Origin of the sequence: Eisenibacter elegans DSM 3317 (assembly GCF_000430505.1) — a bacterium.
Lineage (GTDB): Bacteria > Bacteroidota > Bacteroidia > Cytophagales > Microscillaceae > Eisenibacter > Eisenibacter elegans.
Map to the genome: position 1 here is coordinate 118179 of NZ_AUMD01000021.1, position 16361 is coordinate 134539.

Here is a 16361-nt window from a genome sequence, read left to right on the forward strand (position 1 = left end):
TTTTTTATTGCCAATACCAAGCCTCACGTGCTTTGGCTGACATCAACAGCAGAAAATTCAGATAAGCAACAAAAAAACAGCAGAACATTCCTCAACTCCAAAGCTTTCTTGTAAATTAGCCACTAGCTCTGATGACTAAACGCATTCACCTATGACTCCTGAACAGGCTCGTCAGCTTGAAATATTACAAGCCCGTATTAATAACCTACAAGCTACTTTGGGGCGCATCCAACAACAAGTGGTCTTGCTACAGAATGATATGACGCTATTGCGGCGCGATATTATAAATCGTCAAGCGCCCCTTGAGCCTAGTAAGCCTCAAGCCTTTGCTTCCGAGCTTGATGCCCAACCGACGGCTTTTGAGATGGCCTCGAAGCGAGTAGAGGCATTAAAGCAAACCGAGGAAAGGGTTGAGACTCCAATAGCCCCCCCCAAAGAAGACACACAAGCACCGCCGCCCCAAGACTTCGCCCCCTCTCCAACGACCCAAGATTGGGAGAATTATCTTGGAGGTAATATTTTGGGCAAAATCGGGATGTTTTTACTCCTCATTGGGATGGGCACGCTCATCAGTTATGCCGTTACCAACAACCTCATCTCTCCGATGATGCGCGTGGCCTTGTCTTATGTGGCCGGTATGGTGTTGGTAGGAGTAGCCTACAGGCTCGAAAAAAACTACTCCAATTATGCTGCTTTGCTCTTGGGGGGGGGATGTTCGTTGTTGTATTTCACAACCTATCTAGGCTATAGTTTTGAAATATTGACCCTGCCCCCAGGGGTGATTTTTGCGATGCTGGTACTTGTTTCGGTCTTTGCTACCGGTGCAGCTATACGGATGAATCACGAGTTGGTAGCCCTTTTGGGGATTGTTGGAGCTTATGTAGTGCCTATTTTGTTGGGCAATTCGGCCAACCAAGGAATGCATTTGTTTTTCGGGTATATGGCCTTGCTCAATGGGGCGGTACTGTGGTTGGCTCTGTATAAACGATGGCAAGTATTGAGCTATTTTGCCTTTCTATTTACTTGGGGTGCATTTCTGATATGGTATACCACTGCTAACCAAAACGACTGGTATACGGCTGCGGTCTTTTCGACCGTGTTTTTCTTGCTTTTTTATGGTGTTTGGGTGTCTCAGGCCTGGCAAGCCCCCAAGGAGGAATCACAACGCTTCTGGGTGTTGCTCAATGCAGGGCTGTATTTTGCCCTTGGCCTGACGATATTCTCGACAAACTATGCAGATACGACCTCAGTATGGTCAGACCAGTGGTTGATTGTCTTGGTGGCTTGGTTATGGGATGTTTCGGATGTTTACAGAGGACTTTTTGCCCTTGCCAATGGGCTGATGCATACGGCGGTGCTCGCGGTGCTGTGGTTTCGTCAGTATCAAAATGACCAAACCGGCACTCATCGTGAGCTGAACAAAACGATTTTCTTGCTGGCTTTCAGCGGCATTACGGTAGCTATTCCCTTGCTCTTCCAAGGGAGGATAACGGCGATATTCTGGGCCATCGAGTCTTGCGCCCTGTTGGTGTTGGCGGGCAGGGGGCTTTCACCACTGTTTCGTATTGCGGCTAACTTTGCCTTGCTGATTGCCTTGTTGTCTACACTCTTCAATTGGTTAGAATATACCGACAATACCTTGCTGCGCCCTGTTTTCAACAGTGTTTTTGTGAGCAGTGTTTTTGTTGTGGCAGTTTTGGGCTTTTGGGTATATTGGCTTAATAGACCCGAAATGGAAGAAAATACCAGCCATATCTCTAGATCGCTACTGCTGTTGACACTCCTCCTTACAGTCTATGTATTGGGCTTATTAGAATGGCACAACAGCCTCTATTGGGTGGCTAAATATGGCGTTCAAGGGTATGAAAATGCCGTATTTTGGTCGTATTATTGGCTCTTGGGCGCTACAATATATACAGCCCTGTTCTTGACAATGATGCTCTTGATAGGAATGAACCACCTACAGGCAGACTTTACGCAGTGGGCGATACAATTGAGCAGCATAGTGTTGCCGATAGGTGGAGTGCTGGGCGTGATTACTACCCAAAATCTGCTCAATAGCTACTATGAAGCTATGGTGCTAGACAAGGAACTTTTGCCCGGGCTGCTTTTCGCCCGGATAGGATTTTATGCGGCCTACTTGCTGCTGATAGCGGCAGCGCTGCGCCTGACTCAGAAGCAGTGGCCTTTATTCAAATCCTCACACAATACCCTAGTCTTCCTCACACACGTATGGGTGTTGTGTTTCCTGAGCTGTGAGGTACGGGCTTTGGCCTATGCCCAAATTATACAAAGCCCTATCAATAGCCTCAAAATGCTCTACAGCAAGCTTGAGTTTGTATATGGCACAGGTTATACTATCCTTTGGGGTGCTTATGCGGTAGGCTTGATGACCTTCGGTATCTGGAGCCGCCAGCGTACCCTGCGCCTGACTGGAATGGCCTTTGTAGGCTTGGTGCTGCTCAAAATCTTTACGGTCGATATTATCCGGATGGAGACACTGGCGCGCATCATTACTTTCTTGATATTATCGGTTTTGTTCTTGGTTACGGCCTTCTTGTACCAAAAATACAAAGAGGTGATTCTGGCTACTGATGAACCGGAGGATGCCCCCAACAATCCTACAGAAACAACAGATTCCTTTTAGTATCGGCTTGGCGAAGAATCCACTTGGCAATCTCCAAGTGGATTACCGCTCACACCACTGGACATTTTTGGAAAAGTAGCTCGGAGTTCTAGCTCCGAGACAAATTAAGACCTCATTAATCACATAGTTTTGTTTGGGGAAAGCCACGCCTGAGGAGCCTATTCAGGGCTGTTTTTTAAGGGTTTTGGTAATGATTTTGTCATTTAAGAAGCGGTAGCGCACCTTTCCAATGACTAGCCCCTGTTTGGTTTCGAGTGTGTTGAGGTCATACCAGTCGTTTTCCATTGTATGGAGCGAGCCCTTGGTGCCGTAGGCAATGGCGATATAGTCGGGTTGGATGCCTTGGTCAGCGTCGCAGAGGATGACATGTACTTGCTGGTTGTGGGTGCGACACACACGGATCAGCTCGGGCAGGAGCTGTATATCGCGGGCGGTAGACTTGCTGTCAGCAATGAAGATGATATTGGCCGCTTCGGGGTGTTTGCGGGCGGCATAGAGCAGGGCTTCGAGGTCGTTTTCGGGCAAGTCTCCTCCGCTACCGGCTTTGGCGGCGCGTGCCATTGTCTCCACAATGTCTTGGCTGCTCATCGAGGGGCTGCGGTGTAGCCCTCCTGTTCGGCCAATGACCTTTTCGGCAGCAGACTTGCTGTCGCCATCATTGAAAAATAGCAGCATCCGCACGGATTCTCGCGAGGGCTCGTTTTTCCGAAACCATACCAAGAGCTGTGCGCCATAGTGGTACATACTGGCTGTCCAATCGACGACAATTACATTTTTGGGCCATTGTTGCCAATTGCGGCCTACAGCCTTGAAGACGGTAGAGTCGGGCGTTACATAATCTTGGGCGACGATTTGGTAGATATTTTGAGGCTGGCGATAGTCCATATTGGGCGCATCTTCTATGGGTAGTAGGCGCTCGGGGATGGGGATAGGATCGTCATAAGTGGTGGTATTGTTCCCACCCCCTCCGTCGTTGTCGGGTTGGCGGTCGGGCTGTTGGGTGGTCAGGCCTTGGTCGGTGGGGGTTTGGGTATCGGGTAGGGCGGTGAAAAACACCACGATACCGTGAAACATCGCCTGCGCATCGGGGTAGGTTTGGGCGTAGGTCTGGGCGATGTAACGCCACGGAATGTTGGTGTCAATCAACTGGGGTAGGTATTTGGCTACTTCGTAAATGCGGCTGCGGTTTAGCTCGTCGAAGTTGCGCCCCTTGGGGAAATCAGTATAGACGAGATGTACCGAATCTATTTGTTTGTTTTTGAGGGTTTGTAGGTCTTCGGCACTGACGATGAGGTGATTGTCGAAGGACATCTGCAGCGCACGATGAGGCGTTTGGGCAAAGGTGTAGCGAGTTGTTTGTTGACGTAAGGCTTGTTGGGCCAGGGTTTCGGCAACAGGGTTCTTTTGCTGGGCGTGGAGCGGCCACACAAGGAGGCTGAGCCACCACAAAAGGCTAAGGCTGCAGAAAGAGGTATGCGTGCGTACACTGCTTAGGGACATCTTAGCGCGAGAGCGCAAAGTATGCGGGTGTAGCCCACGAGCAGTACCCCACAGCACAAAGTGCGAGGAGTATGGCCGTCCAACCCGACCCCGAAGGGGGAAGTCCCAAAAAGAAAATCTGGTGTGTGTCATCGGTTTTTTGCTTTCAGTACTTTGTTGCGGTGCGTGTTTTATACCCAATCAAAATTGGTTTGGGAGATATATCTGTTGAAAATCCTTGGGAATCAAGAAAATCAAATCTTATGAATTTTGGTATAACCCAAGGGGTCTAAGTCTACCGACTGTATGCTAGGAACGTGGCCTAGGGGCAATAATTGCCATTGTTCCAAAAAAAGGGCAAGCCCCTGGGCGCTCCCTGTAGTCAAGAACCGGTATTGCGGGAGTGTTGTTGAGGAGGTGGCCAGATTTTGGGTGTGGAGGCATTGTTGCGTTCGCTTGGCGACCGCCCCGGCGGGGTCGATGATTTGTACGGGCTGAGTGCCGATGATACGCTCCAAGAGAGGCATCAGGAAGGGGTAATGTGTACAGCCCAAAACCAACTGATCGATGCCGGCGGCCAACATCGGCTCGACATAGCGGCGGAGCAAGGCTTCGGCCTCGGGTGTGTGGAGGTGGCCTTGTTCTACGATTTCGACCAGGCCTTCGCCTACTTGGGTATGGACGGTGATATGCTGAGCATAAGCTTGCAGGGTTTGGTGGAAGTGCCGCCCTTTCAGCGTGCCGGCGGTGGCCAACACCCCAATATGACCGCTACGGGTTTGGAGGGCAGCAGGCTTGACCGCCGGCTCCATCCCCACAAACTGTACCTGTGGGTATTGCTGCCGCAAGGCCGTAATGGCCGCCGCCGTAGCCGTGTTGCAAGCTACTACAATGAGCTTGGCTCCCTGTGAGAGTAGGGTTTCGGTCAGCTGCCGGGAGAGTTGTACAATCTCTTCAGCCGGGCGTGTGCCATAGGGGCAGTGGGCACTATCGGCCATATAGATAAAAGACTCTTGGGGCAATAGGGCGGCTAAATGTCGCCAAACCGACAGCCCGCCCAACCCTGAATCAAACACCCCAATGGGGCCTTGTGAATGAAGCATCTCCATAAAGCAAATGAGCTAGGCAACAAAGGTACACAAGGTGGGATAAAAGGCAGGGCTTTTGCCCCAAAAATGAAGTGAGACACGCACAAGCCCAAAAGCTCGGATTTTGACTGTTACGCAGTATTTCGGTACGGAAGCCCTGACATTGATTGTTAAATCTGCTTTTTTGCTGTATTTTTACAAGGCCGAATATCCCTCCATTATTGAATGAAACTATTTACTGCCGCCCAAATACGCACCTGGGATGCGTATACCATAACACAAGAGCCTATTGCTTCTATCGCCTTGATGGAGCGGGCTTCGGCGGCCTTGGTGCGTTGGTGGGTAACACACTACAACACGGCGAACCCGGTGTTGGTAGTAGCGGGGATGGGCAACAATGGCGGCGACGGGCTGGCTGTGGCCCGAATGTTGCGCCAACGAGGGTATGCCGTATCGGTATGGATTGTCGCACACAGTGCGCAGGGTAGCCCCGACTGGCAAATCAATGCACGGCGCTGGCAGGAGCTTGATGCGCTTCACTGGGTATACCAAGTAACTGATTTACCAACACCTCCGCCTCACACCTTGCTAGTAGATGCCTTGCTAGGCTCCGGGCTGAACCGCCCCGCCGAGGGGCTGTTGGCTGATACCATCCGCTGGATGAACGAGAGCGGGCTGCCCATCATCTCGGTCGATATCGCCTCAGGATTACAGGCCGAAGGACTGGGAAAAACAGCTGAGGCTATCATAAGACCACAACATACATTGACGCTGCAAACACCTAAATTGGCGATGTTATTGCCTGATAATGAATTGTTTGTAGGCAAATGGCACTGCCTCGACATAGGGTTGCACCCTGAGTATAGTTGCCAAACAGAAAGCCCATATCATGTATTGACCGACGCGGATATTGCTCCGTGGTGGCACAAACGGGCACTATTTTCGCACAAGGGTACTTATGGCCATGCACTGTTGATAGCAGGCAGCAAAGGCAAGATAGGCGCAGCGGCCTTGGCAGCGGAGGCCTGCCTCCGCGCAGGAGTTGGGTTGTTGACAGTACACCTGCCCGCTTGTGGCTTGTTACCCCTACAAACACAATTGCCAGAGGTAATGATTAGCCCTGATGAGGCCGAAGACTGTTGGCAACACCCTCCCGATACCCAAGTCTACAAGGCCATTGCCATAGGCCCAGGGTTGGGCCAAGCTGCTGAAACTTTAAACGCCTTGGAGGCGTTTCTGTCAAAACCGAACTTGCCACCGCTCGTGCTCGATGCCGATGCGCTGAATTTATTGGCACAAAAACCAACGCTCTTAACCCAATTACCACCCTACAGTATTTTGACCCCACACCCTAAGGAGTTTGAGCGCCTCGCAGGAAAAAGTACGGATAGTTTGGAACGACTCAACCGTTTGTGCTATTTTGCAAAAACATACCAAGCGATTGTACTACTCAAAGGCCGGCATACTGCCATTGCTACGCCCCAAGGGCAGCTTTGGTTCAACAACACCGGCAACCCGGGAATGGCTACCGCCGGAAGCGGAGATGTGCTCACAGGTATCATTACGGCGCTTTTGGCACAGGGTTATTCCCCGATGAGGGCCGCCTGCTTAGGGGTTTATGTTCACGGAGCCGCAGGCGATGCCGCCGCACAACAACTAGGACAGGCTGCTTTGCTGGCTTCAGATATTATCAGCGCCACTGCTAGGGTATTTAAACAAGCATATAATGGATAACATTAGCATCAAAAAAACCATCGAGACCCCCGAAGTCTTGTTTGACTTCAACCAAGGGCTTTTTGAAATCAAAGGCGTATCTATCCCCGAAGATGCCGATGATTTTTATCGCCCATTGCTACAAGCACTCGAAATGTATATCGCTCAGTCTGAAAACGCAGATACACGCTTTCGACTAGAGTTTAATTATTTCAATACCAATACTTCGGCTATTTTGATGAATATGCTCAAAATGCTAGAAGAATTTTACCTCAACGGCCATAGCGTCATGGTAGAGTGGCGCGCAGAGGAAGAAGATGAGGATATGTATGAACTGGGTGAGTATTTTAGCTCTTTGACCAAGCTGCCTTTTGAGCTAGTCGTAACGAATCTGCCCGACAACCTCAATGAGGATGAATTTTATCCTGACGACGATGAGGAGGAAGAAGACGTACGCTTTGTCTCTACAGTAGACACGGATAGTGAAATTGATTTGGAGGAAGATGAAGATGTTTTTGATGATGATGATGACCCAGATACACTCAACGACTCCCCCCTACCAAACGCCTAATATTCTCGATACAACACCATAACCAATGCCCCCTTTAGCAACGCCACCCGACGCATCTTTAGCGCCCTTTGACCGCCTACTGGCGATTATGAACGACCTGCGCACACACTGCCCTTGGGACAAAGTCCAGACCAAGGAGAGTCTCCGCCGCTTGACCATCGAGGAGGCGTATGAGTTGTCTTCGGCTATTGTGGCCGATGACTGGGAGGAGGTCAAAAAAGAATTGGGCGACCTGCTGTTACACATTGTTTTTTATGCCAAAATAGCTTCCGAAAGCCAAGGCTTTGGGATTGAGGAAGTCATCACACAACTGTGTGAGAAACTTGTACGCCGCCATCCACACATCTATGCGGAAGTCGAAGCCGGCGACGAAGGCCAAGTACGTCAACGCTGGGAAGCGCTCAAGCTCAAAGAAGGCAACCGCTCGGTGCTCAGTGGAGTGCCCGAAGCGCTACCCGCCCTCGTCAAAGCTTTCCGATTACAAGAAAAAGCCCGTGGAGTAGGTTTCGATTGGGATACCCCGGAGCAAGTCTGGGCCAAGGTCGAAGAAGAGGCCCGAGAGTTTGCCGAAGTACGACACGACCCCGACCAAGCCGAAGCCGAAATGGGCGACTGGCTCTTTGCACTCATCAACTATGCCCGCTTTGCCAATATAGACCCCGAAGCGGCGCTCGAACGTACCAACCAAAAATTTATCCGACGTTTCCAATATCTTGAAACACAGGCGCAGGCCTTGGGCAAACAACTCCCTGATATGACCTTGGCCGAAATGGATGTTTTTTGGAATGAAGCCAAGGCCAAAGGCCTCTAAAATAGCGCATCACTAATACCTAATTTAATCTCAATGAAAGTCTTTGTGCGGTTTATACTCAGCCTCCTGCTCGTCGGGATGCTGTCTGTTACTACTTTTTATTTTTGGGGAAGCGCCGGCAAGCTTTCAGAGGCCGAATTGACCCAGACTTATGTGTTGCCCAATGCACAAACACCCACCCAAAGCGACAGTCTGGTATTGGTCTCTTTCAATATTGGCTACCTTGCAGGGATGACCAACAACTTGCCACTTCCTCGTACTCAGGCTTTTGTAGATAGCAATATGCTGCACGTAAAGTCGATATTCAAGCACTTAAAGCCTGATGTGGTGGGGTATCAGGAGATAGATTATGGCGGTCGGAGGGCTTTTGATAACAACCAATCAGAGGTAATCGCCACACGGCTAGGCTTTGGCTACCGTGCCGACGCAGTCAATTGGGATAAAAACTATGTACCCTTCCCCTATGCGGTCAATCCGGCCTTGCATTTTGGCAGGGTGCTTTCCGGGCAAAGTGTACACAGTCGTTACCCGATTTTGTCACACAAGCGCATTGCTTTGCAGAAGGTCAAAAATGCACCCTTTTACTACAATGCCTTCTACCTTGACCGTTTGGCACAGGTAGTAGAGCTTCAATATGGGCGAGATACGCTGGTGTTGATTAATGTACACCTAGAGGCGTTTGACGGCCCTGCTCGCGAAGCTCAGACGGAAGAGTTGTTGAACATCTACCGCAGCTATCGCCCAGAGCAGCGTCCGGTGTTGCTCATCGGAGACTTCAATAGCAACGCGCCCACGGAAGCCTATCGACAAAGCGCTGACTATGAGAGAGTAATAGACCTTATCTTGGCAGAGCCTACATTGGCCTCGGCCTGTGTGCCGGAGCTTTTCAGCCAGCGCGAACAATGCACATACCCTGCCGATAAGCCGGATGTACACATTGACTATATTTTTTATAACCCAAAATTTTGGGAGCTGCGCCAATACCGGGTATTAAACGAAATGCAAACCGCCTCCGATCACCTACCCATTATGGCCATACTCAAACGCCTCCGGTAATTTTTATACCTACCCAAAATTGGATTGGGAAATCTACGCATGGAGAATCCTTGATAATCAAGGAAATCAAATCTTGTGAATCTTGGTATAATAACCGGCATCGATGTCAAGAGGTATTGGAGAGTATCACAGGGTATTTTACCACACAAGCCGCATATACGGGATAAAAGTCTGGGTTTTTTGTAATATTTTTGTATCATGCGAAGTATACCCCACTAGACAGTCATTGCATTGGACACAGCCCCAACCGACGAACATTTGATGCAGCAAGTTTGCCAAGGGCAAACCCAACAGCTTGGGTTGCTTTTTGAGCGTTATCATATACGCCTGTACAACTTTTATAGGCGTACCGTCAACGATGAGGAATTATGTGAAGACTTAGTACAGACCGTATTTGAGCGCATTCTGAAATACAAGCATACCTACAAGCCCGAGGCGGCTTTTAAATCGTGGTTTTATAGTATTGCGCGAAATGTCAAAGCTGACCATTTCAAAAAACAAAAATACCTCACCGACCCCCTAGACCCAATCCAGACGGAGCGTAACCTACAGCTCTCGACGGAAGACCGAAGCCTTGAACACGAGGAACAAATCCAAACTTTGTATGAGGCCATCAATAGGCTGCCTGAAGATAAGCGGGAAATACTGGTGCTAAGTCAGTTGGAAGAAATGGAATACAAGGAACTGTCTGCGGTTTTTGGTATTACAGAAAACGCAGCCCGGGTAAAAGTACACCGGGCGCTCAAAAGTTTGAAGGAAATTTTTCATAAAAAATACTAAGATGGAACGCAAGCCACAGATGAGTGCGGAAGAAGCGCAGTTGTACTTGGTAGATTATCTTAAAGGGCGGCTAGATACACAACAGCAGCAAGAGGTGGATTATTGGATAGCCCACGACCCCGCTTGCCAAGAAGCTTGGGAAGATACCCAGCAGCTCTGGGGAGGCTTGGATGCATTGCCCCTAGAAAAACCGTCTGCTAAAAGTAAAGAACGATTTTATGCGATGTTGGAAGGTGCTATCGCCAATACACCAACGGTAGCACCTATGCAAATACAGCGAAGTGGTGAGCTGAAAAACGGGCATCGACTACGCAAACTTTGGAGCCAGCAGCCCCGCTGGGTGGCTACTGCCGCCGCGATGGTATTGTTGGTGGGAATAGGGTACATGACGGTTATCTGGGGCATAGTGCCCTTGCTCGAAACGGACAACCTAGCTGTCAAGTCTGAAAAAACCACAGCTACCAAAGAGCAGACCCCCGAACACCCCACCCCAACAACAGAGTCTACCCAAGAGGAAGAAACACCCGCAAACTTCGAAGAAGAAGCGCTCGCAGACACGCCAAAACAGAAAATACGTACACAATTAGACCGTATTGTGGTAGAAGGTGCAGAAGATGAGTCTGTCAAAATGCTTATGTACCAAGAGGTATTGAGAAGTGTAGAAGCACCCAAAGAAGAAAACGCGATGAAGGAGGTTTGGGCAGACAAATCGGAAGAAGAAACAATACAAAGTGCAGTCGTTACCGGAGTAGCGCCCAACCAGAGAAGTAGTACCCAAAAAAAACAGCAACTACTTGTGCGTGAAGACAAGCAAAGAAAGGAGCGCGACCGTAGCCGTGATACACAACGTGCCACTCGCAATGAAGCTGTCATATACGAAGATGCGGAAGAGGAGATGGTCAAGACTAGGCAGGGTCTTGCGCCCAATACTGCACCTATCGCTGATAGCCCTGGGCGAGCTTATCAAGACAGTCAATGGAAGCCCCTCATCGCAATACTCCAAACGCCACAACAGCATAGCTTAGAGCAACAGTTGGGCGCATTTGAGCAGTTGGGAGCGCAAAAGCAGCGCTCCGAAGTACAAACAGCAGTACTGGGTTGCTTGAATATCGACCGGCAGCCAGAGACGCTTCTATGGACTATCCTCGATTGGGTAGCCCAAGCACAACCACAAGGCGCTGCGCCTTACCTTAACGCATTGGCACAAAATACCCAGACTGCGGCACGTGTGCGCCAGCGGGCGCAAGAGTTGCTCCAATCCCTCCACCACTAGAGTATGGCCAGCGACGAAGGCTCAAGGCCTTGTACGGGATAAGCCAGACAGGCTTGGTACAATTGTTCCAAATCGGGCACAGCCACAGGCAGCCCCAAGGCCTGTGCCACGGCCGTAAAAAAACGACTGCGCCCGTCGGCTTGTCCCCTAAGCGACTGAATGGCCTTGGCTCCTGCTGATTTGGATAGCTTCTGCCCATGTAGGGTTACGAGTGGGTGGTGCAAAAACATACACTTCTGAAAATCAACTAACTCCGGCAAGAGCCCTGCCAGATAGACTTGTAGGGCGGTAGAATCGCGCAAATCCTCTCCACGAACAACCCAATCGATGCCCTGTGTTACATCTTCCCAGACAGATACCAACTGATATGCGGGCAGCCTATTTTTACCCCTCAACACAGGGTAGGGCGCTTGTGTGCCAATGGAAACCTCGACTTGTTGGAGGATTGGATGACATTCGGCGTAGCTGACAATAGCATCCGACATGGTGTTCAAACGCCAAGCTGCTTCAGCAGTATGAAGCGGCAAGCACCTCTCCACACAAGTACCTGTATACAAGCCTCTTGGGTGCAGCTCTTGGAGCTGTTTTCGGCTACAAGTGCAGGCAAATAACAGTTGTTTTTCGGCAAGGGATTCGAGTGTATTGTAGTACTGGGCGAGGCGCAGCTGCTGTGAATGGTTGGTATAAAAATCAACAACGGAGCTAGGGCCGCTGTCCCACTCAATACCAAGCCAATCGAGGGTTTGGAAAATATCTTCTACAAACGCTTGCCGCGTGCGCGCTGCGTCAATATCATCAATGCGCAGATGTAATCGCCCATTGGGCGCATGCCGCACGCACAACCAAGCCAACACAAAGCCAAAGGCATTGCCCACATGTAGCCAGCCCGAAGGTGTAGGCGCTATGCGTGTGTGTAATGCAGGGGTTTGGGTAGCGAGAGAAAAAAGGGACACACTCCAACAATTAAACCATGGATGATAAACTGAGATTTAAGCTGTTTTTTCTAATGAAAGCCGCCTAAGAACTCTTTCCAAAACCTCAGCCACCTGTATACCCGCTAAGGTTGAATGGTTTTGAGCTGCAATACTGAGAATATCTACTTCGAGACCGAGCGGCTGCCAACGCCCGGGGTGTGTAGGGCGCTCTTGTGGATATAGGCCAATCACGGCGGTACCCAGTGCAGCGGCAATATGTAATGGCCCAGTACTACAAGCTAACATCAAGTCAGCATCGGCCAATAAACGCATCAGCTCTTGCAGAGAGAGTTGCCCTGTAAGATCTTTTACATTAGGCAAAGCGAATAGTTCAGGGCATCGTTGGCGGATATGCGCCCCTTCAGCAGCCACCCCAGTAATGCAAATCTGCACTGGTACTCCTTGTAGCTGTTGGGCAAGCGCGAAGTAGCATTCCAAAGGCCACTCTTTGGCACTTCCTTTTGATTTGGGATGCATGACCAAACAGAGCCATCCCACAGGTCGGTCGATGATGTCATCAAGCCCCTCTGGGGGCTTTAGGCCTATCCAAGCTGTTAGTTGTTCGAGAGTAGGAGTTTGCTCAATGCCGAGAGGTGCTAGGAGCTTGCAGTTTAGTTGTGCTTCGTGCAAATCAGAATGTTTGCGGCTGAAGCTGGGTCTTTTATTGGCATACAACCAGTGCCACCAACGATGACTTGTGCCAATACGCATAGGGATTTTGGCCTTGGCTGCTGCCCTAGCAATCGATTTATCAGGAAGCGCAAATACAATCACATCAGCTTGTATTTGTTGCCAAAGTATTGGTTGTTGGAGTATTTCGGCTTTATCCCAGAAAAAATCAACGTATGCACACTGTGAGATTAGCTCTTTTGTGTAATGTTGGCCAATAAAGTGAATATTACAATTAGGGTAGTATTGCTTAATCAAGCCACAAAGAGGCAAGGTCAGTACTACATCTCCCAAACTGTCAGTACGGCTGATGACAATATTGTGATAAGAAACAGACATTATGCGTCATTAGGAGTTTTTTGAGGATGGTATTCGGGTACTTTAAAGTCAAATACTAAATCTTGCATACACTTAAAATGTCCTTTTGGGCATTTATCTAAACCCGATTTGGAGCAAGGCCTACAGGCAAGGTGAGTATTTTCGACGATTTGGTAGGCTTCTTTGTAAGGGTGAAACCCCAGAGTAGAAGTACCCCCATAGATGGCATAAAGTGGCACATCAAAGGCCGCCATAATGTGTGTCAATCCGGTATCGTGTCCAATAACTGCCTGTGATTTTTGGGCTATCGAGACGGCTTGGTTGAGCGACCAGAGCCCACAGGCATTAAAAACACGAACACGACCGAAAGGGTGTTTGGCAAAGTACTCCGTTACGATAGTTGCCGTAGCCCTATCCTCCTTACCGCCCAACAACACTACTGGGCGATTAAGATATTGGCACAATTCTATGAGTTTGGCCGGAGGTAGTTTTTTGGTAAAAGTACTGGCTCCGGTTACAATAGCCACAAAACCAGCGTGAAAATCACTTGGGAGTGCTGCCTTGGTATCTAGGTATTCTTCTGTAGCCAAAAAATAATCAAGGCCTTTGCCGTCGGGGCGAATGCCTAGGGGCTTAGCAGCTGCCAAGTATCTATCGGCTATGTGGACGTTAGGAAGCCTTTTCAGTTTCCAATAAACCAACAGCCACCTACGCCAATTCATTTTATGGTAAGTATAGCTCTTCACCCCTAGGCGCAGCTTTATCCAAGCTGTGCGAAGGTTTTTGTGTAGGTCAAGTACAAAGTCAAATTTTTCGGCTTTCAGTTGGTCTATTAAGGTGTTGAGGTCTTGATCTAGGTAGTGTACTTTATCGATATAGGGATTTTGAGCCACCATCATGCGGTATTGCGCCTTGGTAGCAAAGTGAATGGTGGCACTGGGTAGTTGCGTTTTGAGGCATCGCAGCGTGGGGCTAGTCCAAACAATATCGCCAATGGCAGAAAAGCGAATCACCAATATCTTCATTTCTTTATACTTTTGAGGACTCTGTTGAATTGGCAGCGGCCTGTTCGCGCAGCGCCTTCAGTTTGACATATTTGAGGAAAGTAGCGTAGGCTTCCATCATACTCACCAAAAAACCATAGTAGCCATCCCAAAAACCTCGTTTCACCAAAAAACTTTTCCAAAAAGCCAACAGCGGGCTGAACAATATAAAAAAAAGCACATATTTTTTCTTGCCTCGTTGATGATAATCTTGGGCCGATAGGTCTGTAAACTTATTGATTTGGGAAAGGTGCTCTGTAATGGTTGCATAATTATAATGCAACAAGTGTTGTTTGAGCAGCAGGGATTTGGCTGGCGATGCCATCACGACAGCCTCGTGGACAAGGCCTTGCCAAGCACCTTTTTGTTTGTGCCAAAGACGTAGTTTGATTTCAGGATACCAGTTGCCATAGCGAATCCAGTGGCCGCAGTAGTTATTTAGGCGGCGCATTCGATAAGCATCATAGTTGGCAAGCTGGGGCTTCAGGGCTAATATTTCGGCTTGTAAGGCTTCTGAGAGGCGCTCGTCAGCATCAAGTGACAGTACATAGTCGTGGGTTGCCAGTTGGTTGGCGTAGTTTTTACTAGCACTATAGCCCTCCCAAGCACGCTGAACCACAGTAGCGCCCATGGCCTTGGCCAGCGCAGGGGTATTATCAGTTGAGAAAGAATCAAGCACCAATATCTCGTCGGCTACCGGCAGCAGCGAAGCAATACAAGCTTCGATATGGCGAGCTTCATTGAAAGTAATGATAACAGCACTGATTTGGGACATAGCATACAATCCTAATACTGCAAAAGTAATTAATTTGCCCGATACCATCACGCTATCCCGCAAATCTGTTGGCGAATTTGCCAAACAATCCGTACTTTTGTTTAAACCTTCCCCCCGCTACTCTTTAAGTTTTTGTACCTACGCGACGCAATCCATGGAAAAAAGCCCTCAAAAATACAGCGAACAAGAAAAGCATCTGATTTTCAATCAAGAATTCATCCCCTTGATTGATTCGGCATATAACTTTGCCTTCCGTCTGACACTCGACGAAGACGATGCCAAAGACCTTGTGCAAGATACATACCTCAAGGTTTTCCGCTTTATCGAATCCTTCCAGAAAGGAACTAATGCCAAAGCGTGGCTGTTTAGGATTTTGAAAAACAACTTCATCAATGATTTTCGCAAGAAAGTCAAAGAGCCAAATAAAACGGACTATCAAGAGGTTGAGAATTTCTATAATTCTGAAAACGCTGATACAGACCTCAACCTTACCACCGACTTGCGGGTAGAGATTATCCAAGGGATGATAGGGGACGAGCTCGTAACAGCGCTCAACTCCTTAGCAGTAGATTTCAGAACAGTGATTATTTTATCAGATATTGAAGGGTTTACATACGAAGAGATGTCCAAAATCCTCAATATCCCCATCGGTACGGTGCGCTCTAGGCTACACCGCGCCCGCAATATTCTTAAAGAAAAACTAAGAACCTACGCCCAACAAATGGGGTATAAGACAGACAAACCTGAGCACAACTGAGCAGCTTAGGCCCTACGGGGTGTTTTATACGGGGTTTATTCCGACAAATCATTACCAAACTATACACTCAATCCAGATGATGACTTGCTTGCGCCATACCAAACGTCTTTGATATTATGAATTCAAAACAACATTCCTGTACCTGCCAAACCTGTTGTAGCGACTTGCTACCGTTGGTCATTGACCAAGAAGCCTCTGCCGAAGTAATGGAAATGTTCTTTGAGCACGTCGTCAACTGTGAGCATTGCCAGCGCTGCTACGAGGTAGAAAAGTGCTTGAAAGACAAAATTAAGAATGCCTGCCAAGGCAAATGTGTCCCTGAGGAATTGGTCAATACGATTCAATCTCAAATCAACTTAATGCTTACCAACACGAAATAGTCCTACGACGGTGTAGTATTTGTGAGG

15 protein-coding genes are annotated in these 16361 nt (G+C 48.8%); 9 read left to right on the plus strand and 6 right to left on the minus strand.

Going from position 1 to position 16361, the window contains the following annotated elements:
• Nucleotides 1-151 precede the first annotated feature (151 nt).
• Nucleotides 152-2647, plus strand: coding sequence for a DUF2339 domain-containing protein (locus G499_RS0109325; RefSeq protein WP_026999722.1), 2496 nt, complete (start codon nt 152-154; stop codon nt 2645-2647).
• A gap of 162 nt (nt 2648-2809) precedes the next feature.
• Here the strand turns inward: G499_RS0109325 and G499_RS0109330 are convergent, their stop codons facing one another.
• Together G499_RS0109330 and murI are read right to left on the minus strand one after the other, a co-directional pair.
• Nucleotides 2810-4279: a hypothetical protein gene (locus G499_RS0109330; protein WP_154658390.1), complete on the minus strand. Its 1470-nt coding sequence runs from the start codon at nt 4277-4279 to the stop codon at nt 2810-2812.
• A gap of 101 nt (nt 4280-4380) precedes the next feature.
• A complete protein-coding gene (gene murI / locus G499_RS0109335; RefSeq protein ID WP_211231606.1) occupies nt 4381-5229 on the minus strand; it encodes a glutamate racemase in 849 nt (282 codons plus the stop codon).
• 210 nt (nt 5230-5439) lie between these two features.
• On the opposite strand from murI, the gene G499_RS0109350 reads away from it, so the two are divergent.
• From G499_RS0109350 to G499_RS0109375, 6 genes are all read left to right on the plus strand, one after another.
• Nucleotides 5440-6948 carry a bifunctional ADP-dependent NAD(P)H-hydrate dehydratase/NAD(P)H-hydrate epimerase gene (locus G499_RS0109350; RefSeq protein ID WP_026999725.1) on the plus strand — a complete coding sequence of 503 codons (1509 nt, stop codon included), beginning with the start codon at nt 5440-5442 and terminating at the stop codon, nt 6946-6948.
• Nucleotides 6941-7498, plus strand: a complete 558-nt coding sequence (locus tag G499_RS19410; protein WP_081413730.1) for a DUF1987 domain-containing protein — start codon at nt 6941-6943, stop codon at nt 7496-7498. The genes G499_RS0109350 and G499_RS19410 overlap by 8 nt, the downstream gene beginning before the upstream one ends.
• 25 nt (nt 7499-7523) lie before the next feature.
• Nucleotides 7524-8309 carry a nucleoside triphosphate pyrophosphohydrolase gene (mazG, locus tag G499_RS0109360; protein ID WP_026999726.1) on the plus strand — a complete coding sequence of 262 codons (786 nt, stop codon included), beginning with the start codon at nt 7524-7526 and terminating at the stop codon, nt 8307-8309.
• A gap of 33 nt (nt 8310-8342) precedes the next feature.
• Nucleotides 8343-9365 (plus strand): endonuclease/exonuclease/phosphatase family protein, encoded by a 1023-nt coding sequence (locus G499_RS0109365; protein WP_026999727.1) that lies wholly within the window; start codon nt 8343-8345, stop codon nt 9363-9365.
• A 261-nt stretch (nt 9366-9626) separates the two neighbouring features.
• A complete protein-coding gene (locus G499_RS0109370) occupies nt 9627-10145 on the plus strand; it encodes an RNA polymerase sigma factor (protein ID WP_026999728.1) in 519 nt (172 codons plus the stop codon).
• Between the two features lies 1 nt (nt 10146).
• Nucleotides 10147-11418 (plus strand): anti-sigma factor, encoded by a 1272-nt coding sequence (locus G499_RS0109375; protein WP_026999729.1) that lies wholly within the window; start codon nt 10147-10149, stop codon nt 11416-11418.
• On the opposite strand, the gene G499_RS19415 is transcribed toward G499_RS0109375, so the two are convergent.
• Genes G499_RS19415 through G499_RS0109395 form a run of 4 tightly spaced genes read right to left on the minus strand, consistent with a single transcriptional unit; the run spans nt 11415 to nt 15281 of the window.
• Nucleotides 11415-12371 carry a glutamate--tRNA ligase family protein gene (locus G499_RS19415; RefSeq protein WP_161627725.1) on the minus strand — a complete coding sequence of 319 codons (957 nt, stop codon included), beginning with the start codon at nt 12369-12371 and terminating at the stop codon, nt 11415-11417. The genes G499_RS0109375 and G499_RS19415 overlap by 4 nt on opposite strands.
• A 36-nt stretch (nt 12372-12407) precedes the next feature.
• Nucleotides 12408-13400 carry a glycosyltransferase family 9 protein gene (locus G499_RS19420; protein ID WP_051296127.1) on the minus strand — a complete coding sequence of 331 codons (993 nt, stop codon included), beginning with the start codon at nt 13398-13400 and terminating at the stop codon, nt 12408-12410.
• Entirely contained in the window at nt 13400-14404 is a 1005-nt protein-coding gene (locus tag G499_RS0109390; protein WP_026999730.1) for a glycosyltransferase family 9 protein, read from the minus strand. Before G499_RS0109390 ends, G499_RS19420 begins: the two co-directional genes overlap by 1 nt.
• 4 nt (nt 14405-14408) lie before the next feature.
• Nucleotides 14409-15281 carry a glycosyltransferase family 2 protein gene (locus G499_RS0109395; RefSeq protein ID WP_245576722.1) on the minus strand — a complete coding sequence of 291 codons (873 nt, stop codon included), beginning with the start codon at nt 15279-15281 and terminating at the stop codon, nt 14409-14411.
• Nucleotides 15282-15351: 70 nt separating this feature from the next.
• Here G499_RS0109395 and G499_RS0109400 point away from each other — a divergent pair, with 70 nt between their 5' ends.
• Both G499_RS0109400 and G499_RS0109405 read left to right on the plus strand, forming a co-directional pair.
• Nucleotides 15352-15954, plus strand: coding sequence for a sigma-70 family RNA polymerase sigma factor (locus G499_RS0109400; protein ID WP_026999732.1), 603 nt, complete (start codon nt 15352-15354; stop codon nt 15952-15954).
• Nucleotides 15955-16070: 116 nt separating this feature from the next.
• On the plus strand, nt 16071-16334 hold the full coding sequence (locus G499_RS0109405) for a hypothetical protein (protein WP_026999733.1): 264 nt from the start codon (nt 16071-16073) through the stop codon (nt 16332-16334).
• Nucleotides 16335-16361: the final 27 nt, after the last annotated feature.